17 protein-coding genes and 2 pseudogenes are annotated in these 25,056 nt (G+C 66.9%); 9 read left to right on the top strand and 10 right to left on the bottom strand.

The features are described 5' to 3' along the window. Positions 1-65: 65 nt before the first annotated feature. Complete coding sequence (gene katG / locus CN97_RS08095; RefSeq protein WP_035709677.1) at positions 66-2,240, bottom strand: catalase/peroxidase HPI; 2,175 nt, start codon at positions 2,238-2,240, stop codon at positions 66-68. Positions 2,241-2,379: 139 nt separating this feature from the next. Here katG and CN97_RS08090 point away from each other — a divergent pair, with 139 nt between their 5' ends. Next, the gene (locus CN97_RS08090; RefSeq protein ID WP_035709675.1) at positions 2,380-3,297 is read left to right on the top strand and encodes a LysR substrate-binding domain-containing protein; all 918 of its coding nucleotides are present in this window, start codon (positions 2,380-2,382) and stop codon (positions 3,295-3,297) included. Between the two features lie 174 nt (positions 3,298-3,471). Here CN97_RS08090 and CN97_RS08085 read toward each other — a convergent pair whose 3' ends face one another. Further along, complete coding sequence (locus tag CN97_RS08085) at positions 3,472-4,662, bottom strand: M24 family metallopeptidase (RefSeq protein ID WP_088217098.1); 1,191 nt, start codon at positions 4,660-4,662, stop codon at positions 3,472-3,474. A 919-nt stretch (positions 4,663-5,581) separates the two neighbouring features. Between CN97_RS08085 and CN97_RS08080 the strand changes: the two genes are divergently transcribed. From CN97_RS08080 to CN97_RS08055, 6 genes are all read left to right on the top strand, one after another. Beyond that, the gene (locus CN97_RS08080) at positions 5,582-7,585 is read left to right on the top strand and encodes a PAS domain-containing sensor histidine kinase (protein WP_211253656.1); all 2,004 of its coding nucleotides are present in this window, start codon (positions 5,582-5,584) and stop codon (positions 7,583-7,585) included. A gap of 63 nt (positions 7,586-7,648) precedes the next feature. Next, positions 7,649-8,740, top strand: coding sequence for an ABC transporter ATP-binding protein (locus tag CN97_RS08075; protein WP_035709672.1), 1,092 nt, complete (start codon positions 7,649-7,651; stop codon positions 8,738-8,740). A gap of 20 nt (positions 8,741-8,760) precedes the next feature. After that, on the top strand, positions 8,761-9,876 hold the full coding sequence (locus tag CN97_RS08070) for an MBL fold metallo-hydrolase (RefSeq protein WP_169743190.1): 1,116 nt from the start codon (positions 8,761-8,763) through the stop codon (positions 9,874-9,876). Between the two features lie 361 nt (positions 9,877-10,237). After that, positions 10,238-10,807 carry a histidine phosphatase family protein gene (locus CN97_RS08065; protein ID WP_165496716.1) on the top strand — a complete coding sequence of 190 codons (570 nt, stop codon included), beginning with the start codon at positions 10,238-10,240 and terminating at the stop codon, positions 10,805-10,807. Positions 10,808-10,866: 59 nt separating this feature from the next. Beyond that, the gene (locus CN97_RS08060) at positions 10,867-11,844 is read left to right on the top strand and encodes an ABC transporter substrate-binding protein (protein WP_035709670.1); all 978 of its coding nucleotides are present in this window, start codon (positions 10,867-10,869) and stop codon (positions 11,842-11,844) included. Next, positions 11,834-13,549: an ABC transporter permease gene (locus tag CN97_RS08055; RefSeq protein WP_035709668.1), complete on the top strand. Its 1,716-nt coding sequence runs from the start codon at positions 11,834-11,836 to the stop codon at positions 13,547-13,549. The genes CN97_RS08060 and CN97_RS08055 overlap by 11 nt, the downstream gene beginning before the upstream one ends. A gap of 3 nt (positions 13,550-13,552) precedes the next feature. Here the strand turns inward: CN97_RS08055 and CN97_RS20195 are convergent. The 7 genes and pseudogenes from CN97_RS20195 to CN97_RS08025 all read right to left on the bottom strand — a co-directional run bounded on the left by CN97_RS20195 (position 13,553) and on the right by CN97_RS08025 (position 21,963). Beyond that, positions 13,553-14,522, bottom strand: a pseudogene (locus tag CN97_RS20195) (ABC transporter ATP-binding protein). Continuing rightward, the gene (locus tag CN97_RS08050) at positions 14,519-15,589 is read right to left on the bottom strand and encodes an ABC transporter ATP-binding protein (RefSeq protein WP_084684051.1); all 1,071 of its coding nucleotides are present in this window, start codon (positions 15,587-15,589) and stop codon (positions 14,519-14,521) included. Before CN97_RS08050 ends, CN97_RS20195 begins: the two are co-directional and overlap by 4 nt. Continuing rightward, positions 15,586-17,205, bottom strand: a complete 1,620-nt coding sequence (locus CN97_RS08045) for an amidohydrolase family protein (protein WP_084684050.1) — start codon at positions 17,203-17,205, stop codon at positions 15,586-15,588. The genes CN97_RS08050 and CN97_RS08045 overlap by 4 nt, the downstream gene beginning before the upstream one ends. Further along, entirely contained in the window at positions 17,202-18,395 is a 1,194-nt protein-coding gene (locus CN97_RS08040; RefSeq protein WP_035710062.1) for an amidohydrolase family protein, read from the bottom strand. The genes CN97_RS08045 and CN97_RS08040 overlap by 4 nt, the downstream gene beginning before the upstream one ends. A 5-nt stretch (positions 18,396-18,400) precedes the next feature. Continuing rightward, on the bottom strand, positions 18,401-19,342 hold the full coding sequence (locus CN97_RS08035; RefSeq protein WP_035709667.1) for an ABC transporter permease: 942 nt from the start codon (positions 19,340-19,342) through the stop codon (positions 18,401-18,403). Positions 19,343-19,388: 46 nt separating this feature from the next. Further along, the gene (locus CN97_RS08030) at positions 19,389-20,354 is read right to left on the bottom strand and encodes an ABC transporter permease (RefSeq protein ID WP_035709664.1); all 966 of its coding nucleotides are present in this window, start codon (positions 20,352-20,354) and stop codon (positions 19,389-19,391) included. A 49-nt stretch (positions 20,355-20,403) separates the two neighbouring features. Next, complete coding sequence (locus CN97_RS08025) at positions 20,404-21,963, bottom strand: ABC transporter substrate-binding protein (protein ID WP_035709662.1); 1,560 nt, start codon at positions 21,961-21,963, stop codon at positions 20,404-20,406. A gap of 162 nt (positions 21,964-22,125) precedes the next feature. On the opposite strand from CN97_RS08025, the gene CN97_RS08020 reads away from it, so the two are divergent. Further along, a complete protein-coding gene (locus CN97_RS08020) occupies positions 22,126-22,812 on the top strand; it encodes a GntR family transcriptional regulator (RefSeq protein WP_084684049.1) in 687 nt (228 codons plus the stop codon). A 3-nt stretch (positions 22,813-22,815) separates the two neighbouring features. Next, the gene (locus CN97_RS08015; protein WP_248700073.1) at positions 22,816-23,499 is read left to right on the top strand and encodes a flavin reductase family protein; all 684 of its coding nucleotides are present in this window, start codon (positions 22,816-22,818) and stop codon (positions 23,497-23,499) included. Between the two features lie 7 nt (positions 23,500-23,506). Here the strand turns inward: CN97_RS08015 and CN97_RS21105 are convergent. Next, positions 23,507-23,587 (bottom strand): annotated as a pseudogene (locus tag CN97_RS21105) (IS5/IS1182 family transposase); the annotation flags it as partial. Positions 23,588-25,056 lie beyond the last annotated feature (1,469 nt).

Genomic DNA, 25,056 nt, shown 5'->3' with positions numbered 1-25,056 from the left:
GGCATCGGATGTAAAATGGCCCGGCGGAGGGAACCGCCGGGCCAGGTCGTATCGTCTCCTCCGCCTCAGGCGAGGTCGAAGCGGTCGGCGTTCATCACCTTGGCCCAGGCGGCGACGAAGTCCTTCACGAAAGTCTCCTTCGCGTCGTTCTGGGCGTAAAGCTCCGCATAGGCGCGCAGGATGGAGTTGGAGCCGAACACGAGGTCGACCCGTGTCGCCGTCCATTTCTGGGCGCCGGTCTTGCGGTCGCGGATGGCATAGAGCCCCTCGCCGGTCGGCGCCCAGGTGTTGCGCATATCGGTCAGGTTGACGAAGAAGTCGGTCGTCAGCGCGCCCTCGCGATCGGTGAACACGCCGTGCTTGGCGCCGCCGTGGTTCGTGCCGATTACCCGCATCCCGCCGATCAGCACCGTCATCTCCGGCGCGGTCAGCCCCATGAGCTGCGTGCGGTCGAGGAGCAGTTCTTCGGCCGGAACGACGTAATCCTGCTTCACCCAGTTGCGGTAGCCGTCGTGGATCGGCTCCAGTACGTCGAAGGACGCGGCATCGGTCATCTCCGCGGTCGCATCGCCGCGGCCGGCGGCAAAGGGCACGGTGATGTCGAAGCCCGCGGCCTTGGCCGCCCGCTCAACCCCGACATTCCCCGCGAGCACGATCACATCCGCAAGGCTTGCCCCCGTTTCCGCCGCGATGGGCTCAAGAACGACGAGCACGCGCGCCAGACGTTCCGGTTCGTTGCCGGCCCAGTCCTTCTGCGGGGCAAGCCGGATCCGCGCGCCGTTCGCACCGCCGCGACGGTCCGACTGGCGGAAGGTGCGCGCGCTGTCCCAGGCGGTGGTCACCAGATCGGAGGTGGACAGGCCCGAAGCCTCGATCCGCGCCTTCACGGCGGCGATGTCGTAGCCGGTCGCGCCCTGCGGCACCGGATCCTGCCAGATCAGGTCTTCCTGCGGCGCGTCCGGCCCGAAGTAGCGGACCTTCGGCCCCATGTCACGGTGCAGAAGCTTGAACCACGCGCGGGCGAAGGCATCGGAATACGCCGCGAAATCGTTCATGAAGCGCAGCGAGATCTCGCGGTAGACCGGGTCCACCTTGAGGGCCATGTCCGCATCCGTCATCATCGGGTTATGGCGGATCGAGGGATCCTCCACATCCACGGGCTTGTCGGCTTCGGCAATGGTGATCGGTTCCCACTGCTGGGCGCCGGCGGGGCTGCGGGTCAGCGTCCATTCATGGTTGAACAGCATCTCGAAGAAGCCGTTGTCCCATTTGGTCGGGTTCGTCGTCCACGCCCCCTCCAGCCCGGAAACCACCGTGTCGCGGCCGATGCCGCGCGTCTTGGTGTTGAACCAGCCAAGCCCCTGATATTCCACATCCGCTGCTTCCGGGTCGGCGGAGAGGAGGGAGGCGTCGCCGTTGCCGTGGGTCTTGCCGATGGTGTGGCCGCCCGCGGTCAACGCCACGGTCTCCTCATCGTCCATGCCCATGCGGCCGAAGGTTTCGCGCATCATGGCGGCGGTGCGAAGCGGATCCGGCTTGCCGTTCACGCCTTCCGGGTTGACGTAGATCAGGCCCATCTGCACGGCGGCGAGCGGGTTTTCCAGCGTCTGCGCATTCTCCACATCGCCGTAGCGATTATCGGAGGAAGCGAGCCACTCCTTCTCTGCACCCCAGTAGGTGTCGATCTCGGGCGCCCAGATATCCTCGCGGCCGAAGGCGAAACCATAGGTCTTCAGACCGGCGACCTCATAGGCGATGGTGCCGGCAAGCATGATGAGGTCGGCCCAGCTGACCGCATTGCCGTATTTCTGCTTGATCGGCCACAGCAGGCGGCGACCCTTGTCGGTATTGACGTTGTCCGGCCAGGAGTTCAGCGGCGCGAAACGCTGGTTGCCCCGGCTGCCGCCGCCACGACCGTCTGTCGCGCGGTAGGATCCGGCGGAATGCCAGGCCGTGCGGGCGAACATGCCGACATAGCTGCCCCAGTCCGCCGGCCACCAGTCTTGGCTTTCGGTCATCAGGGCGCGGACATCGGCCTTCAGCGCCTCCACGTCCAGCGTCTTCAGCGCCTCGCGGTAGTTGAAGTCGCGACCGAGCGGATCGGTCTTGGTGTCATGCTGGGCGAGGATCTCCAGCTTCAGCGCGTTGGGCCACCAGGAGGTGACGCTGGCCCCCTCCGACGTGATCGCGCCGTGCATGACCGGGCATTTGCCCGCGCCCTTGATGTCGTTTCCGTCCATGCTCCGTCTCCGCTTGCTGTGCGCGCTGGTCTGCGCTGGCGGGCGGCCCGTTGGGGCCTCCTGAATACCGGCGGCACTATAGGCGAGGTTTTCGATAATGGAAATTTGCATTTTCAAATTGGCACGATAAGTAGATCTGATGATAGGCATCACGATCCGACACCTCCGCTATTTCGACGCGCTGGCCCGGCACGGGCATTTCGGACGCGCGGCAGAGGCCTGTGCCATCTCGCAACCCGCCCTGTCGCTGCAGATGAAGGAGCTGGAGGAGATGCTGGGCGCGCCGCTCATCGAACGGGGCGGGCGGCAAATCCGTCTGACTCTGCTGGGCCGGGCCTTTGCCGAGCGCGCGCGGGACATCGTTCGGGCGGTCGACGAGCTGGACGATCTGGCCCGTGCGGCGACCAGTCCCTTTGCCGGGCGGCTGAGGATCGGGGTGATTCCGACGGCGGCCCCCTATCTGCTACCCGGCGTCATCAAGCGGCTCGCCCAGTGTTTCCCCGATCTGGATCTGCGCCCGCGGGAGGCGGTGACCCAGAAGCTGATCGAGGAACTGACGGAGGGTCGGCTGGACACGGCCATCGTGGCGCTGCCTGTTTCGGAGCCGTCGCTGGAGGAATACGAGCTTTTCGAGGAGGAATTCGTGCTCGTCCGCCACCCGGAAGAGGCAGGCCGCCCCGCTCCGAACCCGGAGATGCTGCGCGAGATGCGGCTTCTCTTGCTGGAGGAGGGGCACTGCTTCCGTGATCAGGCGCTGGCCTTCTGCGGGCTGGCGGGCAAGGGGGCGAACGAGCTGATGGAGGGGAGCTCTCTCTCCACCCTGGTGCAGATGGTCGCGGCGGGGATCGGGGTGACACTCATCCCCCAGATGGCGGTGGAGGTAGAAAGCCGCTCCGCCGCCGTCTCCGTCACACGGCTGAGTGCGCCGCGGCCGAAGCGCCGGATCGGCATGGTGTGGCGCCGCACGAACCCCCTCGGGCCGCAACTCCTCCGCATCGCCGAGACCGTGCGCGACGCGGGCGAAGGTGTGGCGGGCAAGGGTATGGCGGCGGGCTAGCCGCGGATCGCGCGGGGCTGGACGGGCCATGCCCGGCACCAGATGCCAGACGTTCCCCCCGGGGGACGGCGCAAGTCTCGGGGCAGGCATCACAGGCAGGGTCAGCTCGCCTGCCGGGCGACCCTCCCGGTACGGCCCGGACGGCCCGCGGCAGTCACAGCGTCGTCCCGGCTCTCAGCCGAAGGGCCGGTCGAGCGAGGGCGCGGGCGTGGTGAACCAGTCCGCGCCTGTTTCGGTGATGTGGAAGTGATCCTCCAGCCGGATGCCGAAGCGGCCGGGCACCACGATCATCGGCTCGTCCGACAGGCACATGCCCGGCGCGAGCGGCGTCCGGTTTCCCCGGACCAGATAGGGCGCCTCGTGGATGGTCATGCCGATGCCGTGACCCGCCCGGTGCGGCAGGCCGGGGAGGCGGTAGTCCGGGCCGAGGCCGTGCCGCTCCAGCACGATGCGGGCGGCATCGTCCAGCGCGCCGCAGGGCACGCCGGGTGCGGCGGCGGCGTGGACGGCCAGTTGCGCTTCCTGCTCGATCTCCCAATAGCGGCGCTGCTCCGCTCCTGGCGTCCCGAAGACATAGGTGCGGGTGAGGTCGGAATGATAACCTTCGAGCAGGCAGCCGGTATCGACGAGCACCATGTCCCCCTCGGCCAGCACATCATCCTGCGGCAGACCGTGCGGATAGGCGGTGGAGGCGCCGAACTGCACGGCGGCGAAGGTGGTTCCGTCGCTGCCGATCGCGCGGTGGGCGGCTTCGATGAAGGAGCGAACCTCGCTCGCCCGGAGTCCGGGGCGCAAAATGCGCGCGGTGCGGCGATGGACTTCGAGCGTCATCTGCATCGCGGCGCGGAGGATGGCGATCTCGGTCGGTGACTTGTGCATCCGGCATCCATCGATCACCGGGGCGGCGGAGATCACATCGGAAGAGGGCGCGGCACGGGCGATGGCATCGGCCATGCCAAACGGCAAGGCGGGGTCGATGGCCACGCGCTCCACGCCGCCTTCGGCGAGCAGGGAAGCGATCAGCGCGGCCGGGCTTTCTTCCTCCTGCCATAACCGTGTTTCTGCCGGGATGGCGATTTCAGCACTCAGCGAGCCTTCCTCGAATGCGGGGCAGAGGATCACGGGGGGCCTGTCCCCGACGAGGACCATGGCCACGAGCCGTTCGATCATCGTCCAGCGAATTCCAGTGAAATAGGCAAGGCTCGCCCCGGCCCCGACGACGAGTGCGCCAGCGCCCATATCGCGCATGAGGCGGCGGGCCTTCTCGATCCGCGCGAAGCGTTCCTCGATCGGGATGGCTGGCACCCCGTCCCTGGCGGAGGAAAGCGTCGCGAGTTCTCGCCCGGCATCCGAGGTTCCGATCATCTGTCTCGCTCCTTCCGACATCACTTGCAGCAGCAATGGCGTCTGAGGGGGCGCAGGGCAAGGCACTCAAACCGCCGCGGCAAGGCGAGGTCCAGAGGGCGCGGGCCGGAAACCGGTGAGGCTGGAAAAAATCTGCGCAGAGGCGGAAATCCCTCAAGGTCGGTAATTCGACGGGCGGGCATCCGCAAACGCCCCGAATTGCCGCCGGATGTCGCAGGCGGACGCCCAGGGCGGCATGTGGAGATCTGCTCAAGGCGATGATCAGCAGGGGCACCGTGGACCGCCTCCCCCGAGGCGGATGTGGGGCAGATCTGCTCGAGAATGCTGCCCGCCGCTATCTGAGAGAATGCGAGCCCCGGGGCAGAGGCGGCCGGTCTGCTCAAACCCCTTCGCTTCAGCGCCAAAGATCGGCGGAACCGAGCGGAACATGGTGTCGAGAGCGACCGATACCGCCTGCAAGCGCCCCGCCGCGTGATCGGACCCGCATCGCGGCAGCGCCACAGGAGAACACGCGGCGGTGGGTGGGCCGCGCGGAGCGGATGAACCAAACCGCGCAGGGGCGATCCGGCGGCGTCCAAGGTTCTGTCCATGCCGATGCTGGGCGCATCGGTGCTAACGCTTCCGCGGTACTGCTTCTCGCGGAGGAGCAGGGAAAGGAACCGATGTTTCCATGTTGGCGAGCATCCTGAGTTTGCGAAAGGCGCAAACCCCGGTATCTGGCGCTGACGCTCCTTGTCCGAAGGACTCGCCGCGACATCTGATTGCGGGGGACAGGCGGCCACGCACGAGGCAAGGGGACAACGCGCTATGAAGAAGGCAAGCTGGCATCGCCACGTCTCCATCGCTTTCCCCGCGGGATCGTGCAATGAGTTTTATCGGTCTCTCCGTCCGGGGCCGATGCCTTCCGACATGTGAGAGAATGACCAGATCCACGCTCAACCCCGTGCTTGCCCAGATGTTCGAGCAGGCTCCCACCTTCATGGCGCTTCTGTCTGGGCCGGAGCATCGCTTCGAACTGACCAATCCCAGCTATCAGAAGCTGATCGGGGGGCGCGAAGTGATTGGCCTTACGGTCGCGGAAGGGTTGCCTGAGGCGGCGGCGCAGGGCTTTGTGCACATTCTGGATGAGGTGTTCCGCACCGGCATACCCTACCGCGCCGATGCCGCGCGCTATGATGTGCAGGTCACGCCCAACGAGCCGCGCGAGATACGCTACCTCGATTTTGTCTATCAGCCGCTCCGCAACGCCGAGGATCAGGTGACCGGCATCTTTGTCGAGGGCGCGGATGTCACCGACCGCGTTCTTGCACAGAAGCTGCGGAACGAGAGCGAGGCCTTCTATGAATGGCTGTTCGATTCGATCGACGAAGGGTTCTGTATCATCCAGTTCTTCGACGGGCCGCACGGGCCGGACAGCGACTATGTGCATATCCGCGCCAATGCCGCCTATGCCCGTCATGCCGGCATCCCCAATGTCGTCGGCCAGAAACTCCGTGAGATGGTGGGGGATGAGGCGGATGCCTGGGTCGAACGCTACGGCGCGGTTCTGCGGACCGGGGAGCCGATCAGGTTTCAGCAGGAGCTCGTCGCAACGGGCCGCTACCTTGAGCTGACGGCGCTGCGGCTGGAGCCGCGGAGCCGGGGACAGGTGGCGGTGTTCTTTCACGATATCACCGAACAGCGGCGGGCGGAGGCGGCGCTGGCGCGGCTCAACGCCACGCTGGAGCAGCGGGTGGAGGAGCGGACCAGCGAACTCATGGCGCTGGAGGAGACGCTCCGCCACAGCCAGAAGATGGAGGCGGTGGGCCAGCTGACCGGCGGCATCGCGCATGACTTCAACAACCTGCTCGCGGGGATCGGGGGCAGTCTGGAGATGCTGTCGCAGCGGCTGGCGCAGGGGCGGGCGGAGGATCTGGAGCGCTATGTCACCGGCGCGCTGACGGCGACGCGGCGGGCCACGGCGCTGACCCAGCGCCTGCTGGCGTTCTCCCGCCGCCAGACGCTCGATCCCAGCCCCCTCGAGGTGAACCGGCTGGTCGAGGGGATGCTCGATCTCATCGGCCGAAGCATGGGACCGCAGATCACCGTGAAGATGGAAGCCGAGAGCGCGCTCTGGACCACCTTCACCGATCCGGGACAACTGGAAAGCGCGCTGCTCAACCTCTGCATCAACGCGCGTGATGCCATGCCGCATGGCGGGAGCCTCGTCCTGCGCACCGCCAATGCTCGGTTGGACCCGGAGGAGGCGCCCCGCTACGGGCTGAAACCCGGGGACTACGTGACGCTCAGCGTCTCCGACACGGGGACGGGCATGACGGAGGAGGTCGCCTCCCATGTGTTCGAGCCGTTCTACACGACAAAGCCGATGGGGCAGGGGACGGGCCTGGGGCTTTCGATGGTCTACGGTTTCGCCGGGCAGTCCGGCGGAGGCGTGCGGCTGGAGACCGCGCCGGGCCAGGGAAGCACCTTTACCGTCTATCTGCCGCGGCGTGACATGGAGATCAGGCAGGCCGTTAACCCGCCGGTCGCGGCGGGTTCCGCGGCGGGTTCCACGACCGGTACGATCCTCGTCGTCGATGATGAGCCGCTGATCCGCATGATGACGATGGAGCGTCTGGAGGACGAGGGCTACATCGTGCTGGAAGCCGCTGATGGGCCGAAAGCCATGCGCATCCTCGACTCCGACCGGCACATAGACCTGCTGGTGACGGATGTCGGCCTGCCGGGCGGCATGAACGGGCGGCAGGTGGCCGATGCGGCGCGCGCGGCGCGGCCGGATCTTCGCATCCTTTTCATCACCGGCTATGCGGAGCAGGCGGTGTTGCATCATGGCGATCTGGAGAAGGGGATGCAGATCCTGACCAAGCCCTTCGACATGGAGCAGCTGAACCGGCGGGTAAGGGCGCTGTTGACCGGCGCGTAGCATGCGCCCTGTCACCGAGCTGTCACGCCGGTGTTATATGTGCCGGCGCTGACAGGAGACCGCATGACAACGATTGATCTTCGCGCCGTCACCCGCAGCTTCGGCGGCTCCGCCGCGGTGGATGATGTGTCGCTTCACGTGCCGGAGAGCGCGTTCTTTGCCCTGCTCGGCCCTTCGGGCTGCGGCAAGACCACCTTGTTGCGGCTGATCGCGGGCCTTGAGCGGCCGGATGCAGGCGAAATCCGGCTGGGTGGCCGGGTGATGGCGGGGCCGGGCGGGTTCGTGCCGCCGGAATCGCGCGGCCTTGGCATGGTGTTCCAGTCCTATGCGCTCTGGCCCCATATGACGGTTGCGGGCAATATCGGCTTCGGCCTCCGGCTGCAGCGGCTGGGACGGGTGGAGGAACAGCGTCGGATCGGCGAGGCGCTGGAGATGGTGGGCCTTCAGGGCTTCGGCGCGCGCCGTCCGCATGAATTGTCGGGCGGGCAGCGGCAGCGGGTGGCGCTGGCCCGATCACTCGCCATGCGGCCGGGGCTGATCCTGCTGGACGAGCCGCTCGCCAATCTGGACGCCCATCTGCGGGAGACGATGCTGGCGGAGTTCCGGCGCATCCATGCCGCCTCCCGCACTACATTCGTCTTCGTCACCCACGATCAGGATGAGGCGATGGCCGTTGCGACGCAGGTCGCGGTGATGGACCGGGGGCGGATTGCCCAGACCGGCAGCCCTGAGGTTCTGTGCTTCCGTCCCGCCACGCCGATGGTCGCCCGTTTCGTCGGCAAGGGCCGGACTGTGCCGGTGGAGGTGACGGGCAGGGCTTCGGGGCGGTGTGATGTGATGCTCGCCGGACGCCGCTTCTCCGTTCCCGGCGCGGCAGAGCAGGGGCCGGGCTGGCTGTGCCTGCGCAGCCGTGACGTGACGGCGGTGGAACGCAGCGGAGACCTCCGCATGATCGTGCATGACACGGCCTTTCGCGGCGGCGACTGGCGCGCCACGGGCGAGATCGTCGGCGCGGAGGATGGTGGCACGATAGATGTCCTCCTTCCCCGCCCGGTTGCCCCGGGCGCGACGGTGGACCTGCGGCTCGACGGAGGATGGGTGCTGCCGCGCGAGAGCATGGACGTCGCCGCCGCGCTGGAGGGCGTAGGGGCATGACGCCGCGAGGGATGCCGAGAGTGACCCCGGAGATCCCCGGGGGCGTGCGGCTCACGGCGCTGTCCGGGATCGGCGTGAAGGGTCCGGCCTGTTTCCTGCTGGAGACGGAAACGGGGCGGGTATTGCTCGATCTGGGCAAGGGACCGGACGGCGAGGCTTTGCCGGATGTGGCCGGGGTCGGGGCAGTGGATGCGGTGATCTTCAGCCACGGACATGTCGATCATACCGGCGGGGTCGGGCTTCTGCCGCAGCTCGGGGCGCCGACGCTCTACGCGACCGCTCCCACCCGCGCGCTGGCCCGCGAACCGAGTGTGGCGGTTGCGGAGGAGATCCCGTCGCGGATCGCTGGCCTCGACGTGGAGACAGGCCCCTCCGGCCATGCCCCGGGTGCGGTTTGGCAACGGTTCGGCGGCAGGTCGGGGCTCGTCTATACCGGCGACATGTCGGAGGAGAGCCTGCTTTTCGCCTTTACCCTGCCGCCGCCTGCGGAAGTGCTGCTGTTCGACGCCTCCTATGGTGCGGCGGCAGAGCCGCTGGCCGATCAGTGTCGGGAGTTGCTTGCGATGGCGGAGGCAGGCCCGCTTCTGCTCCCGGCGCCCGCGGGCGGGCGGGGGTTGGAGATGGCTCTCGCCTTTCTGGAGGCTGGACATCCGGTTGCAATCTGCCCCGCGCATCGTGAGGTGGCGGAGCGTCTCCTTCACCAGCCGGAGAGCTGGCTGACGCCCGGCGGTCAGGCCAGGCTCCGCCACCTTCTCCGGGAGGCGCACTTGCTGACGCCGGACAGTCCCGCGCGCGGCGTGATGATCGGCGCAGGCCCCAATGCGGAGCGCGGGGTGACAGAGCAACTCGCGCCCCGGTTCCTGGCCGAGAACAGGGCGCGGGTGATCTACACCGGCCATCTGGCAGAAGGGGCCCCCGCCGCCCGGCAGGTCGCGGAGGGACAGGCGCTGTTCCGCCGCTGGAACGTGCATCCGACGCTGACCGGTCTTCGCGCGCTCATGGAGGCCGTGCGGCCCCGTATCGCCATGCCCGCCTTCTGCACCTCGGATCGGGCGGAGGCACTTGCCGCTGCTCTGGGACGACCGATGTTCACCGGACGGCAGGTGGAATGGGCGCTCGGACAGGTCGGCGCATGAGCCGGCGCGGGGTTTCCCGGTCTGTCGGCCGCTGCAGCGCAGGGCCTGCAACCGGAGGGGCTGCAGCGGTGGCCGTCTGCACCGGCCCGACGAATGGTCATGCTGCCCGAGCGGAGGGCGTTACATGTCGCGGTGCGGGTCGGGAGCCGAACCAGACATCTGGTGCAAAAGCGCATAGGGCGTCGCAGGAGCATATATCGCACCGCGGCCGATGCGAAGGGCAAGGGGAGCCGTCTCGCAGGGCTGTCGTTATGACAGCCAGCGCGCTTCGGACCTTCCGCCCAGGCCCGCGGAGCACGGGATGCCGGCGGGCGACGCCGGTGGAACGGCGTCTTGTGACGTGAGAAGGAACATGATGACAATGACAGATACCCGCATCGAACAGGCTTGCGCGATCCCGCTGCTCCGCCAGCCGTTTCTGTTCCTCCGGCACGGCCAGACCGAGAGCAACCGGCGGAAGGTGATCGGCGGTTCGACCGACGATCCGCTGACGGAAGAAGGCATGGCGCAGGCCCGCGCCGCGGCGGAGAGGCTTGCCGGGCGGCCGGTCGCGGCGGTCTGGCATTCGCCGCTGCGCCGTGCTGCCGATACTGCGCGTGCCGTCGCGGACGTGACCGGCGCGCCGCTTGTCCCGCTGGCAGGCTTGCAGGAGCGCAACTGGGGTGCCTGGGAAGGGCAGGACCGCAGCCTCCTGATCCGTGAGGCGACCCCGCCGGGGGGCGAGGGACCGGAGGTGTTCCGCGCCCGCGTCCGCGCCGCGCTGGCGGAAATCGTGGGGCCATTCCCGGTGCTCATCGTCGCCCATTCCGGCACGGCGCGGGAGATCCATGCGATGCTCTCCGACCGCCCCTTCGACCGGCTCGGCAATGCCGAAGTGGTGGAATGGCGGAGGGGCGCGGATTGTCACTGGAATTGCACGAAATTGTCATGAAGTCGTTCGCCTGACGGGCTTATGGCCCGCAGCAGTCTTCCGATGAGAAAGAGAACCCGATGACCGCCCTTCGTCCCCTCGCTTTCGCCTGCGCGCTCGCCCTTCCGGCTGTAGCGGCGGCGCAGACGACGATCACCGTCTATACCTCCCAGCCGCAGGACCAGATGGCTCAGGTCGTGGCCGCGTTCAACGCCGACCATCCCGAGATCACGGTGGAGATCTTCCGCTCCGGTACGACGGAACTGATGGCGAAGCTCGCCGCCGAATTCGCCGCCGGCTCCTCTCCCGCCGACGTGCTGCTTATCGCCGATGCCGTGGCCATGTCGCAACTGAAGGAGGACGGCCGCCTGCTGGCCTATACCGATGCGCCGGTGAAGAATGTACCGCCCGCTCTCGTTGACCCGGACATGACCTATTTCGGCACGAAGCTCATCACCACGGGCATCGTCTACAACACCACGCTGGTACAGACTCCGCCGAAAAGCTGGGCCGACCTGACGCAGCCGGAGGTGGCGAAGGGGCTTATTATGCCCAGCCCGCTCTATTCCGGTGCTGCGGCGATCCACGTCGGCACGATGGTGGCGCAACCCGCTTTCGGCTGGGACTGGTATGAGACGCTGGCCAAGGAAGGCGCCGTCGCCGGACAGGGCAACGGCACGGTGATCGAGGCGGTGGCCCGGGGCGAGAAGGCCTATGGCATCATTGTCGAGTACATGGCGATGAACGCCAAGAAGAAGGGCTCCCCGGTCGATTTCGTCTGGCCGGAGGAGGGCGTCTCCGTCATCTCTCAGCCGGTCGCGATCCTGAAGGACAGCGATGCCGTCGCGGCCGCCAAGACCTTCGTGGACTGGCAGCTCTCCGGCACCGCGCAGGAACAGTCGGTCGCGCAGGGTTACTTCCCGGTGCTGTCCGGCCTTGCCGCGCCGCAGGGCTATCCCTCCGCCGACCAGCTCACCATTCTTGAGGCGGATCCGGCCAAGATGCGGGCGGAGGATCAGGCCAACAAGGAAGAATTCGCGGCGATCTATGGCGGTTGAGACGCTGCGCGCGCCGGCCACCGGGCCGCTCGCGCGCCATGCCCTTGTGGCCGGTGTAGCGCTCTATGTTGGGGTGCTGTCGCTCTGGCCGCTGATGCGGCTTTTCGTGGAAGCGCTCGCGCCGGGGCGGGACGGCGCGCCGCTCGGCCTGATGCGGGATGTGCTGACGGCGCGGGCGACGCTTCCTACGGTGCTGAACACGCTGGGCGTCTCTGCCGCGTCGGTGGTCATCTCTGTCGTGCTGGGGGTTGCGCTGGCATTGGCGACGGGGCTGTTCGCGCTGCGGGGCCGGGTGGCGATGAGCTTTCTTGCGCTGTCACCGCTGATCGTGCCGTCGCAGACAACGGCGCTGGCGTGGATTGGCCTCATGGGAAGCGGCTCGCCCATCCTTGGCCCGCTGGGATTGGCGCCTGCGCCGGGCACCCCGAACCCGCTCTATTCGGGCGGTGGCATCGCGCTCGTCATGGGGATCGAGCATATGCCGCTCGTGTTCATTGCCGTCCGGGCGGCGCTGGCGCAACTGCCGCAGGACCTGGTGGAGGCCGCGCGGATCGCGGGCGCGGGGCGGGGGCGGGTGATCGCGCGGATCGTTCTGCCGCCGCTGCTGCCGAGTGTTCTGGCGGCGGCGGTTCTGGCCTTCGCCGCCGCCATCGGTAACTTCGGCGTTCCGGCCCTGCTCGGCATACCGGGACGGTTCCCGGTGCTGACCACGCTCATCTATCAGCGGCTGAACGGATTCGGGCCGGGTGTCGCGGGGCAGGTGGCGGTGCTGGCGCTGATCCTTGTCGTCATGGCGCTGGCGGCTCTGGCGCTGCGGGCGCTGGTGCTCAGGCGATGGACGGTGCCGCTCGCCCGTGGCTCGGTCATGGCGCCCTTTCCGCTGCCGCCGGGCCTCGCGCGTCTGTTGACGGCAGGGCTGTGGCTGCTGCTCGGGACCATCGCGGTGCTGCCGATGCTGGCGCTGCTGGCGACAGCGCTGTCGCCAGCGATCGGGGTACCTTTCGGGCCGGAGACCGCGACCCTCGCCAATGTCTCGGAAGCGCTGGCCAATCCGGCCGTGCGGCGTGCCTTCGCCAATTCGCTGCTGCTGTCGGGCAGTGCCGCGGTGATCGTGGCGGTGGTGGCGATCCCCTTCGCCTTCCTGAAGGTCACGCTGCGCGATCCGGTGGTCAGGGCGCTGGACTGGCTGGTGGACGCGCCCTGGGTCGTGCCGGGCACGGTGGTGGCCCTCGCCATGATCCTGACGTTCCTGAAACCGCTGCCGGTGATCGGCTCGCTCTACGGGACATGGGCGCTTCTGCTGATCGCCTATCTCGCGCGGTTCCTGCCGCTGGTGCTGCGCCCCGTCGTGGCAGCGGCGGAAGCGGTGGAGCCCGCGCTGGACGAGGCGGCACGGATCGCGGGCGGTGGGGTGGTGGCCCGTATGACGCGGATCAGTGCGCCGCTGCTGCTGCCGGCGGCGGCGGCGGGGGGCATGCTGGTGATGATGACCGCGCTGAACGAACTCACCCTTTCCGCCCTGCTGTGGTCGAGCGGGAACGAGACGCTGGGCGTCATGGTGTTCTCGCTCCAGTATGAGGGCAATTCGACGGGCGCCGCCGCCGTCGCGGTGCTGTCGGTCGCGCTGGTCCTGCTGCTGGCGCTGCTGCTGGATGCCTGCCGAAAGCGGCTGCCGCCCGGCGTGCTGCCCTGGCGCACGGCCTGACGGTCAGCCTTTGCCGGGGAAGTGACAGGCGAGACGGCCCCCGCCCGTACGGGGCCCGACAGGGGGCAGATCGGTGGCGCAGATATCCCGTGCCGCGGCACAACGCGGATGGAACGGGCAGCCTTGTGGCGGATCGAGCGGCGAGGGCGGCTCCCCCCCCCATCAGCGCGCGGTCCCGGTCGGGGTTGCGGACATCGGGGATCGTGCGGAGCAGCAGGCGCGTGTAGGGGTGCTGCGGATCGCGGAACAGATCCTCGGTCGCCGCCTCCTCAACGATGCGGCCCAGATACATCACCGCGATCCGGTCGGCCATGTGCCGCACGACGGAGAGGTCGTGGCTGATGAACAGGTAGGTCAGGCCCAGCTCGTCCTGCAGGCGCCGCATGAGGTTCAGGATCTGGGCCTGAACGCTTACATCGAGGGCGGAGGTCGGCTCGTCGCAGACGAGGAACTCCGGTTCCGAGGCGAGCGCCCGCGCGATGGAGATCCGCTGCCGCTGGCCGCCCGAGAACTCATGCGGAAAGCGGCGCGCGTCGTCCGGCGAAAGGCCCACGGTGCGGAGAAGGTCGGCCACCCGCGCCGCCGTTTCCGCTTCCGTCGCGCGCAGGCGGAATTCGCGGATCGGTTCGGCGATGATGTCGCCCACGCGCCAGCGGGGGTTGAGGCTCGCATGCGGATCCTGAAAGATCATCTGCGCCTCCATGGGCCGTCCGTCCTGCGCCGGGGCAAAGACGATCGCGCCTTCGCTGGGCTGGTACAGGCCGGTGACGAGGCGGGCCACTGTCGATTTGCCGCAGCCCGACTCCCCCACGAGCGCCAGACAGCGGCCCTTCGCCACGGTGAAGCTCACATCCTGCACGGCGCGAAGCCAGCGGCGGGGCTTGCGCTCCAGCACGCGGTTCAGCCAGGGGGCGGAGACGTCGAACACCCGGGTGAGCTGGTCGACTTCAACGGCATTTTCGAGGCTTCTCATGCCATATCTCCCGTCATGAGCCAGCAGGCGGCGCTGCCCGGACGCGTGTCTTTTCCTCCGTCGTTCATCGGCGGGCGTTCGACCGGACCCTGACCGGCAGGCTCGTCTGCGCCGGTATTCCCCGCCCGGGCTTCCGGTGCCGACGATAGCAGCGGAGGACGTTCCCTTCGGCAACGCGGTCCGGCGTCGGGGCAGCGCGGGTTGAACGCGCAGCCCTGCGGGATGGCGTTCAGGCGCGGCATGGCGCCGTCGATCTGCTGAAGCCGCTCCACCCGTGCGCCGAGGGCCGGGATAGACCCCATGAGGCCGCGGGTATAGGGATGGCGGGGGCGGGTCAGAACCTCTGCCACCGTGCCGATCTCCACCACGCGGCCCGCATACATGACCGCGACCCGGTCAGCCGTCTCCGCGATCACGCCCATGTCATGGGTGACGAGCATGACGCCCGCGCCCTTTTCCTTGCAGAGCCGGCGCAGGAGCGCGGTGATCTGCGCCTGGATGGAAACATCGAGCGCTGTCGTCGGCTCATCCGCGATCACGAGCCGCGGCTCCCCTGCCAGTGCGAGCGCGATCACGACCCGTTGCCGCATGCCGCCCGAGAACTGGTGCGGATAGTGGTCGAGCCGCTCTTCCGCGCCGGGGATGCCCACCTGTTTCAGCAGCGCCACGGCGCGCTCGCGGGCACCCTTTCTGTCGAGGTCGGAATGCAGGCGGATGGTCTCTTCAAGCTGCCGGCCCACGCTGAAGAGGGGGTTCAGCGAGGTGAGCGGATCCTGAAATATCGCGCCTACGACGCGGCCGCGCACCTTCGCCATATCCGCCTCCGACAGCCGGTCGGTACGCTGGCCATCGATGCGGATCTCCCCCGCCGTGATACGGCCTGGCGGCTCCAGCAGGCCCAGAACCGCCATGCCTGTCATGGATTTTCCGGCGCCCGACTCGCCCACCACGCCGAGGATCTCCCCCGGCTGGATGTCGAGCGTGACATCGGAAAGCGCGGTCAGCTTGCCCCGGCGGGTGGGGAATTCGACGGTAAGATCGGTGACCTGCAGGGCGGCGGCTGTCATGGCTGCTCCGTGGGCATTTCGGGACGAAGGGCGGGTGTTCCGGTCATCCGCGCGGGACGCGCCGCTTTGCGGCTCATCTCGGCGGTTGCGTTCCCCGGATCGGCTAGCGGATAGCTGGGCGGGAAGATTTCCGTGACGGGGGGGTGCTGCCATGTCCGGTCGGGATATTGCGCGACCAGCCGGTCGAACTGCTCCTGCGCCTGCATCCGGGCGCGGGAAAGGTCCAGCCCCGCCACCTCTCCCCCGCGCATGGCGATGCGGCCATCCACGATCGTCGCACGGGTGACGCGCCCGGTGGCCCCGAGGATCAGGGTCTGTACCGGGTCTATCCGCGGTGCGATCAGGGCATCCGCCATGTCGAAGACGGCGATATCCGCCTTGGACCCCGGCGCGAGACGGCCGAGATCGGGGCGCCGCAGCGCATCCGCGCCCGCAAGCGTCGCGGCGTCATAGAACTCCGCCGCGGATCCGGCGTCGCCCCGGCCCTCAGCCACGCGGTTGGCGATCAGGCCGACGGCCATGTTCAGCACCATGTCGGGCGGGGCCGTATCTGTGCCCATGCCGACCCGCACCCCCCGCGCCTTCAGCGCAGAGAAGGAGCGCAGGAGAGAGCCGTGCCGCCCCGAAACCAGCGGGCAATGCGCGACCGTCACCCCGTTCGCGGCATAACGGGCGAGGTCGTCCTCCGTCGCCACGGTGGCATGGGGCGCGATGAGACGCGGGGAGAGGAGGCCCATCCCGTCCAGCCAGGCGGGCGCGGTCATGCCGTGCAGGCGGCGGACGGTTTCCAACTCCATCGCGCCCTGGGCCATGTGCAGGCGGACGGGCATGTCCAGCGCCTCTGCCCGGGCGAAGGTCTCGCGCAGCAGCGCTTCGGTGCAGGTCTCCACCCGGTCGGGCGCCAACATCCCGGAGACGAGGCCGCCGTGGCTCCCATGCACACGCTCGGAGAAGGCGGCGGCCTCCGCCAGCCCGGCCAGCCCCCGCGCCTCATCGAAGACCGGTTGCATCCGCCCCGCCCCGTCGAGAATGACGCCACCCGAACGATAGGCCGGCCCCAGCCAGACGCGGAGGCCGAGATCCCCCGCGGCCTCTGCCGCCGCTTCGAACTCCGCCACCGTCTCGCCCCATTCCCGGTAGAAGAGCGACGCGATCGGAAGGGCGGAGGTAATGCCGTTCAGCAGGAGCTGCGCAAAGGCATAGCGCTTCTGGAACGCCAGCTCGTCGGGCGAATACATCTCCCGCGCCCGTGCCGCGTAATCCGCAGGCCAGACGCGGCCCTTCCGCCACGCGGGCTGATTGTCCATGCCGAGGATCGTCGTGTCGAGATCGGAGAGCGCATCCAGATCCACGAAACCCGGACCGACCAGTGCCTCTCCCATATCGTAGCGACAAGAAACCTCGCCCGCGAAACGCTGACCGACCCAGAGGACGCGGTCGTTCTCGATCACCACTTCGCCGTTCTCGATGAGCCGTCGCCCTTCAGGCAGGTCGGCCACGATCCAGCGCGCGGCGAGCGCCCACCGCCCGGCAGGCCGAGCGCCGAGGGGCAGGGTGGACCAGCCCCCCGCTGCCGCCCCGTTTGTGGAGGGCGCCTGTCCCGGGGCCGCGGTCACGGTGCGACCGTGAGGCTGGCGCCGTTCCGGGCCACGACCCGCCCCGCCGTGACGACGAGCGCCCGCGGCGCATGGCTCACCACCGCATCGGCAAGGCTCTCACCCTCTGCCAGCACGACGTCACCCCGCCCGCCGACAACGAGCGCGTGATCCGCGCGGTCCATCGCCAGAGCGCCGCCCGTGGTGCAGACATCGAGCGCCATGGCAACCTCATCGTCGCGGCGCAGGTTGTTCCTCATGCCCAGCAGCATCGCACGTTCGAGCATGTCGCCGTTGCCATAGGGCCCCCAGGTGTCGCGAAAGCCGTCCACACCCGCGCCGAACCGCACGCCCGCCGCAAGAAGCCGCTTCAGCGCAGGGACCTCGCGCGAGGGTGGCGCGGTGGTCAGGATCGGCACGTCCAGTTCGGCGCATTGGTCGATCAGCGCCTGGCTCGCGTTCCAGTCCGGCATGCCGAGGCAGAAGGCGTGGCTGACGGCGACCTTGCCGCGCATGTCATGCGCCCGGATCCGTTCGAAGATCAGGTCCATGGAGAAGGCACCCATCTCTCCGCCTTCGTGCAGGTGGATGTCGATGCCCTTGCCGTGCTTCTCCGCGATGGCGAAGATGGCATCCAGATGGCCCTTCGGATCGCGGTCCATGCCGCAGGGGTCGAGCCCGCCGACCAGATCGGCGCCCGCCGACATCGCGGCGTCGATCAGCTCCACCGTCCCTGGCCGCCGCAGCAGGCCCGATTGGGGGAAGGCCACGATCTCGATCTCCACCTGCCCGGCAAGCGCGCGGCGCGTCTCCACCACACCCTCCAGCGCGGCGAGGCCCTGTTCGGTGTCGATATCGACATGGGTCCGCACCAGCGTCGTCCCATAGCCCAGACATTGCAGGACGTGACGCATGGACTGGATATGCGGATCCAGCGCCAGCTCCCGCTTCACCCGGCGCTCGTTGTCGATCTTGTCGATGAGCCGGGGGCCGACCTCGTTCACGTACCAGGGATAGCCGATGAGACCCTTGTCGACATGGGTATGGGTATCGACGAGGCCGGGAATGGCGATACGCCCGCCCGCCTGTTCCTCGGGCACGCCCTCCGCCTGAAGATCGGGGCCGATGGCGGCGACGCGGCCATCGCGGATCAGAATGTCGGCGGTTTCGCCGCCCATGGGGCGTGCGTTACGGATGAGGAGAGAGGTCATGTCAGTCACCGCAGTTTCGGGTTGAGAGCATCGCGCAGCCAGTCGCCGAGCACGTTGATGGAGACCACGAGCAGGCACAGCTGCAGGGCCGGGAAGAGCACGATCCACCACAGGCCGGAGAACAGATACTGATTGCCGATGCGGATCAGCGTGCCCAGCGAGGGCTGTTCCGGCGGCATGCCGACGCCGAGGAAGGACAACGTCGCCTCGATCAGGATGCCGAGGCCGAAGTTCAGCGTGGCGGCGACCAGAAGCGGCGTGGTGGTGTTGGGCAGGATGTGACGGAGCAGGATGCGGCGGGGCGGCACGCGGATCAGGCGGGCGGCCTGCACATATTCCTTGCCGCGCTCCACCATGGTCTGGGCGCGCACCGTGCGGGCATATTGCACCCAAGCGGAAAGGGAGATGGCAAGTACGATGACCCCGGAGGCCCCCGCCTCCCGCCAGCCGGGGGGCAGCATCTGCCGCGCGACGGCGGAGACGAGGATGGCGATCAGCATGGTCGGCATGGAAAGCAGCACGTCGCCGACCCGCATCAGCACCGTATCCGCCCATTTGCCGTAATACCCGGCGATCAGCCCGAGCGTTGCCCCGACCGCCAGAGACACGGCGACGGAGGCCGCGCCGATGACGATGGAGGCGCGGGAGCCATAGAGGATGGCAGAGAGCATGTCCCGCCCCTGAAGATCGGTGCCGAGGATATAGGGCCACTGTCCACCCTCCTGCCAGATCGGCGGCAGCTCCGCATTCCACAGCTCCAGCGCCGCCAGATCGTAGGGGTTCTGAGGCGTGATCCACGGCGCGAGGAAGGCCGCCGCGATGAGCAGGAGGAGCAGCGCCGCCGCGATCACTGCGGAAGGGTGATGCCAGAAGCTCCACCACAGGTCGCTGTCTCGGAACTTCTGCAACCGGCTGCGGCGTTGTGGCGGGAGAGGGGTGTCCGTCATGGGCAGGCTCCGGGGGGGCTGGCGGGGCAGGGCGCGGGCAAGGAGATCAGGCGGACCGCAGGCGGGGGTCGATCAGGGCATAGGCGATGTCCACCACCGTGTTCAGCGCGACGAAGATGAAGGAGACGATGCACAGATACGCCGCCATCACCGGGATATCGACGAAGGTCACGGCCTGCATGAACAGCATTCCCATGCCGGGCCACTGGAACACCGTCTCCGTCACCAGCGCGAAGGCGATGAGGTTGCCGATCTGCATGGCGGTCAGCGTGATGACGGGCATCAGGCAGTTCTTCAGCGCGTGGCGGAACCACAGCGACCACTTCGGCACGCCGCGGGCGCGCGCGAACTTGATGAAGTCGGTGCGCAGAACCTCCAGCATCTCCGCACGGACGAGCCGCATGACCAGCGTGATCTGAAAGAGCGAGAGGGACAGTGCGGGCAGCACCAGAGCCGCGCGGCCCGAGGGGGTGAGAAACCCGGTGGACCACCAGCCGAGCTGCACCACGTCTCCCCGCCCGTAACCCGGCAGCCAGCCGAGGGTGACCGAGAAGATCAGGATCAGCAGGATCCCCACGATGAAGGAGGGCAGCGACACCCCGATGATGGAGGTGAACTGCAACCCCTCCGCCCACCAGCGCCCCCGCCCGATGGCGGTAAAGACGCCGAGCGGGATGCCGATGACCAGTGACAGGATCGTGGCCATCAGCACAAGCTCGAACGTCGCGGGGAAGCGTTCGCCGATGAGGGAGATCACCTCCTGCTGGTTGCGCCAGGACATGCCGAACTCCCCCTGCGCCGCATTCACGACGAAGCGGACGTATTGGGTGAGAACGTCATCCTCCAGGCCGAGCCGCTGGCGGAGTTCGTCCCGCTCGACCTGTGTGGCGCTTTCGTTGACCATCATCTCCACCGGATCGCCGAGGAAGCGGAAGATCATGAAGGCGCAGAAGGCGACGGCCAGCATCACGAGGATCGCATTGCCCAGACGCTTGACGAGAAAGACGAGCATGGCCGTGTCCTGCCGATGGTATGAGGTGCAGAGGTGACTGGCGGATGGATTACTTGCGGGTCAGCCAGAGGCGCGGCAGGTTGTCCGCAAAGAGCGGCAGCTCCGCCACATCGGCCCCGGTCGCCCAGGTCAGCGGCTGCTGGTGGATCGGGATCATCAGCACGTTCTTCCTGGCGATCCCCAGGGCCTCCGTGCTCATTGCCAGACGCTTCGACTGGTCGAGTTCGATGGCAGAGGCCTCCGTCACGCGATCAAGCTCCTTGTCCGACCAGCCGCCCCAGTTGAATATGCCGAAAGACCCCTCTTTCGTATGCAGAACCTGGCTCGTCATGCTGTATGCATCGAGCATGGGAAGCGTGGCCCAGCCGAGCGTATAGACATCGACCTTGCCTGCCGACCGTTTCGGCGTCTGCACGGCGCGCGGCCCCTGATCGAGCTTCGGTTTCAGGCCGACGCGCGACCACATGGAGGCGATGGCCTGACAGATCTGCTCCTCGTTCACGAGGCTGTCGGCGCAGTTGAAGTCGAATTCGAACCCTTCGGCACCCGCTTCCTTCAGAAGGGCCTTGGCCCGGTCCGGGTCATAGGCGGCGGGGGTGTCGAGTGCGGCGTCGTATCCGGGGATCTGCGGGGCGACCAGCGCGCCTGCAGTGCGGCTCTTGCCCCGCATCACGCGTTTCTGGATCAGGTCGAGGTCGATGGCGATCTGCATCGCCTCGCGCACGCGGACATCCTTCATCGGGTTCGGCGCGCCCGAGAGCAGCGCATCCCGTTGGGAGAAGCCGATCATCACCGTGCGCAGATCCGTGCCTTCCAGCAGCTTGACGGAAGGCGAGGCTTCCAGCCGGGGAATGTCCTGCACGGGCGCCTTGTCGGTGAAGTCGATATCGCCTGACAGGAGGGCCGCCACGCGCGTCGCGTCCGATGCGATGGGAGCGAATTCAATCCGGTCAAGGTTGTGGCTCACCTTATCCCACCAGCCATCGTATTTCACAAAGACGGTCTTGGCGTCGGGCTGGCGGCTTTCCACCTTGAACGGGCCGGTGCCATTGGTGTGATAGGTGGCATAACCCTCGGTCCCCGAGCCGACATCGGTTGGGGCTTCCGCGTTATTTTCCTTCAGCCAGCCCGCGTCGAAGATCGTGATGGTCGTCAGGTCATTCAGCAGGAGCGGGTAGTTGTCCGATACGTCGATCTCGATCGTATGATCGTCGATCACGCGGGACGCCTTGTAGGCCGGAATGTTTCCGCGGAGGGGCGATTTCGGATCCGTGGCGCGGACCAGCGAGGCCTGTACGTCTTCGGCGGTGAAATCCTGCCCGTCGTGGAACTTCACGCCTTGCCGAAGGGAGAAACGCCATGTGGTGGACGAGACGATCTCCCATGAGGTGGCGAGTGCCGGCTCGATCTTCAGATCGCGGTTATAGCGGACGAGCCCCTCATAGACGTGGTTCAGCACGCCGAGCGTGAAGCTGTCGCCATAGGAATAGGGGTCGAGCGAGCCGATGTCGCGGCTTGCCCCCCAACGGAGGGTATTCTCTGCCGCTGCCGGCAGGGCAAGACCAGCAAGAACGGCGCTGGCAAGAAGAAGGCGGGTTATTCTGGACATCTCGCGACGAGCTCCCTGTTTGAACCGAGCGATTCTACGCTTCTTGTGTATGCGACGATGATTTGACAGATTGCATGCATTAGCAAGAAGTTTATGTATCCATAATTGACATGACACTTCATGCGCCGTACCGTCTGGATACAAACAGATACCGGATTCAAAATGTCCACCAGCCACAGCCGCAGCGATGCAATCTACGCCTCCCTGCGGCGGGCTATCCTTGAGCAGGCGTTGAAGCCCGGTGTGAAGCTGCCGGAAGATCAGATCGGAGAGACCTTCGGGGTAAGTCGAACCTCGGCGCGAAATGCACTCATGCGGCTCGCGGCCGAGGGGATCGTGGAGATGAAGCCCAATCGCGGCGCTTCCGTCGCCATGCCGACGTATGAGGAAGCAGAGGAGGTCTTTGCCCTCCGCCGCTGCCTGGAGCGGGAGGTAATCGACCGCCTTTGCACGCGCATGTCGAAGGATGCGATCGACGCGCTGACCAGCCATGTGCGGGAGGAGGCGCGCGCGCTTCGCGCCTCCTCCCCCCGCTCCATCCGGCTGTCGGGAGAGTTTCACATCCTTCTTGCTGAGCTGACCGGATCACGCCTGCTCATTGAGTTCGTCAATACCGTGGTGTCCCGCTCTTCACTGATCCTCGCGCGCTTTGGCAGGCCCCATTCGGCGGAATGCGGCATGGAGGAACATGTTCGTCTTATCGATGCCCTGCGGCTGCAGGATCGGGAGACTGCAATGGCGATCATGGATGCTCATCTGCATGCAGTTGAGGATCGTGCCCGCGTCGATACCGATGAGGTCGCCGATGTCGCGGCGATCCTGAGCCGCTATGCCGAAGACCCGGAGTAGGAAATGGACTGTATGACCCCCGACATGTCGCCCGACACAACTGGCGCTGCGGACGCTTTCACGCGCTTCGACTTTGCCGCGCTTTCTCCGAAGGACCGTTACAAGCTGCTGATCGGCACGGTGGTCCCGCGTCCCATCGCCTGGGTGACGACCGTCGATCCGGAGGGCCGGGTGAATGCCGCGCCCTTCAGTTTCTTCAACGTGCTCTCCGCCGATCCTGCCATCCTGGCTATCGGGGTGGAGAACCATGATGACCTGAGCCAGAAGGATACGGCCCGCAATATCCGGCTGACCGGGGAGTTCACGGTGAACATCGTGGATTTCGCCAATCTGGAGACAATGAACACCACCGCAGTCGCCTTTCCCGCGGGAGAGGATGAGGTGGCCGCAGCAGGGCTGACCGTGCTTCCGGGCAAGCATGTCAAAAGTCCGTTCATCGCCGAGGCCCCGGCCGCGCTGGAATGCCGCCGCCATATCACGCTGGAGATCGGGCCCTCGCGTGCCATCGTGCTGGGCGAGGTCGTGGCGCTGCATATCCGGTCTTCACTCGTGAATGAGCGGCTGCATGTCGACCCGGTGGGGCTGGATGCGCTTGGCCGGATGGGCGGACATGGCTACTGCCGGTCGGGTGAAACTTTCGACCTTGCAACGCCTTCTCTCGCGGCCTGGCGGGCGGAGCGGTCGTAGCCGGAATTAATATGCCGCTGAGAACGCGGCGGTCATCCATGCGAGAGCGGCTATGGCTCTGCGGGATGAAGGGCTGAAGCTGCGCCATCTGGATTATGTCATCCAGCAAAGTTCATGATTCAGGTTTCCTCAAGGAGGCCTGAATCATGTCGAGCAAGCAAGATCGGTGAGTCCCGACCCTCGAGCAAGATGCCTGTTCCGCAGTTCCAATAAGCCAGAACTGCACCGGATCGCATTACACCCCTTACGTCCGATTCATACCTCGGACCAAGGAAAGATCACCGGCACCAGTGTCTTGGAGGGATGGAAGCGGCGACCCCAGGGAGGAGGAGGGGTCGCCGCCATTTTCCGAGGCTCGGGGAGGAGGAGTGAGCCTTGGGAAACCCATGGGCGCATCGTGGCGCCTGTGAGTTTCTTATCGCACTGCAGCATGAGATTCGCAAGCGGTTTCGCTGGTATCTTTTCGCAACGCCGTGTTGCGGTAGGCGCATATCTTTGAAAAACAAAGGCTTGTCAGGATTTTTGGATGACTCATTCCGTGACGTCAAGTCGCGAAACTGAATGCGGCGTCGCAGCAAATCCAAAAGGTTCGAGAGAGATAGCACACTGCCGGGAACGAGCGAGGAGCGCATGCGTCACGCCGAATTTCGCGCGATTGACGCTCATTCGCAGGCATCTGTCCCTAAATGGTGCCATGATTCATCGTTTCTGCCCGATCCTATCGGTTGGGTTGGTGAGCAGCGTAAGCAGACGAAAGCCGTTGGGAAGAGTTTGATGTCCCCGGTCCATGACGCATTGCTTTCACCGGCGCGTCCTAAGGTCAGGATCTGCAAGGAGAGCTATGGCGCGCCCTTTCCTGGCTGTCTGAAGCGCGGCTGGTCCGCCTTTGGGGCGTTCTTTCACAAGCGCGGTGGTCGTTCGCCTGTCGATGATCCCCTTTGTCGGGTGTGGAGTAGCCTTCGTAAATCCCACCGGGTGATCCTAGTGCTGCGCCGAGGGAATGCGGCCCGGCGAGCGGCCTCTACAACCATCGGACGCGGGGGCGGCGGCTGGTCTTTGCCCGGATGAGGGAGGGGCTGGCTCTCCGAAGCTCCAGGACAGGCGCCAATCGTGATGGGGCGGCCCCTCTGCAAGCGCATCGCACGTCATCCAGCCGGCGGTTGAGAAGGGGGCGCGATCGGCCGGAGGAAGGCGGCGTGGCCAACGAGCAGCATGCCGTGGACGAAAGCACAGGCGAAGCCGATCCGTGTCTTCATGACCGCCGGACAGGTCCAGACCCAAGAGCAACGACGCCGGCGCTCTGGCCTTGGTCGGTGGCTGGCTCCCCGGGGTTCGCCGCTATGGCGCCGCCCGGTTCGGGGAAACCCTGAAAGACAGGGCGACAAGGCCCCGCTCAGGGCTGACTTGATCCCCTCGGTCAAATCGGATCCCTCTTCGCTCTTCGCTCTTCGCTCTTCGCTCTTCGCTCTTCGCTCTTCGCCCTTGGCCGAAAGACCCGCAAGACGCTCATCAGGCATGACCAGCGTCGCGCCAGGGAGATCATGTCGGAGAGGCGGA

Origin of the sequence: Haematobacter massiliensis, from assembly GCF_000740795.1 — a bacterium.
In the GTDB taxonomy this organism is placed as follows: Bacteria; Pseudomonadota; Alphaproteobacteria; order Rhodobacterales; family Rhodobacteraceae; genus Haematobacter; species Haematobacter massiliensis.
This window is presented reverse-complemented; position numbering and strand designations above follow the sequence as displayed.